Here is a 368-nt window from a genome sequence, read left to right on the forward strand (position 1 = left end):
GCCGCAGATTTGAATGCACTGTTGCCAGGCGACATCAGCACGCTGACCAGCACTATTACCAATGCCGGTGCCGCCCAGCCTGTACGCATCGTCCAAAGCCTGCCTGCCGGTTCTGTGGTCAAAGCAACGACACCAGCCGCTACCATAGGCAGCAATGGCAATGGTGATGTCACCGCCACCTGGAACCTGACAGCCGCGTCTGCTGCCGACACCGTGGTGTCAGTACGCTGGCAAGCACCAGTATCTGCAGGTACTTACAACGCCAACCTCGCCCTCAGCATGGTCAGCGGTGGCACTGCCACGCCGTACAAGTCGCAAGACCAGGCCATCAAGGTACAAAGCGCCAGCCAGATCAATGCACAAACCAT

The 368-nt window shown here is 58.7% G+C and carries 1 protein-coding gene; it reads left to right on the forward strand.

Annotated elements, in window-relative coordinates; all coding sequences use genetic code 11:
* A partial coding sequence (locus ACO0LG_RS29615) for a hypothetical protein (RefSeq protein ID WP_423032217.1) occupies positions 1–368 on the forward strand: 368 nt, incomplete at both ends.

The sequence above is a fragment of the Undibacterium sp. Ji42W genome (assembly GCF_049340405.1).
Taxonomy (GTDB): Bacteria; Pseudomonadota; Gammaproteobacteria; order Burkholderiales; family Burkholderiaceae_D; genus Undibacterium.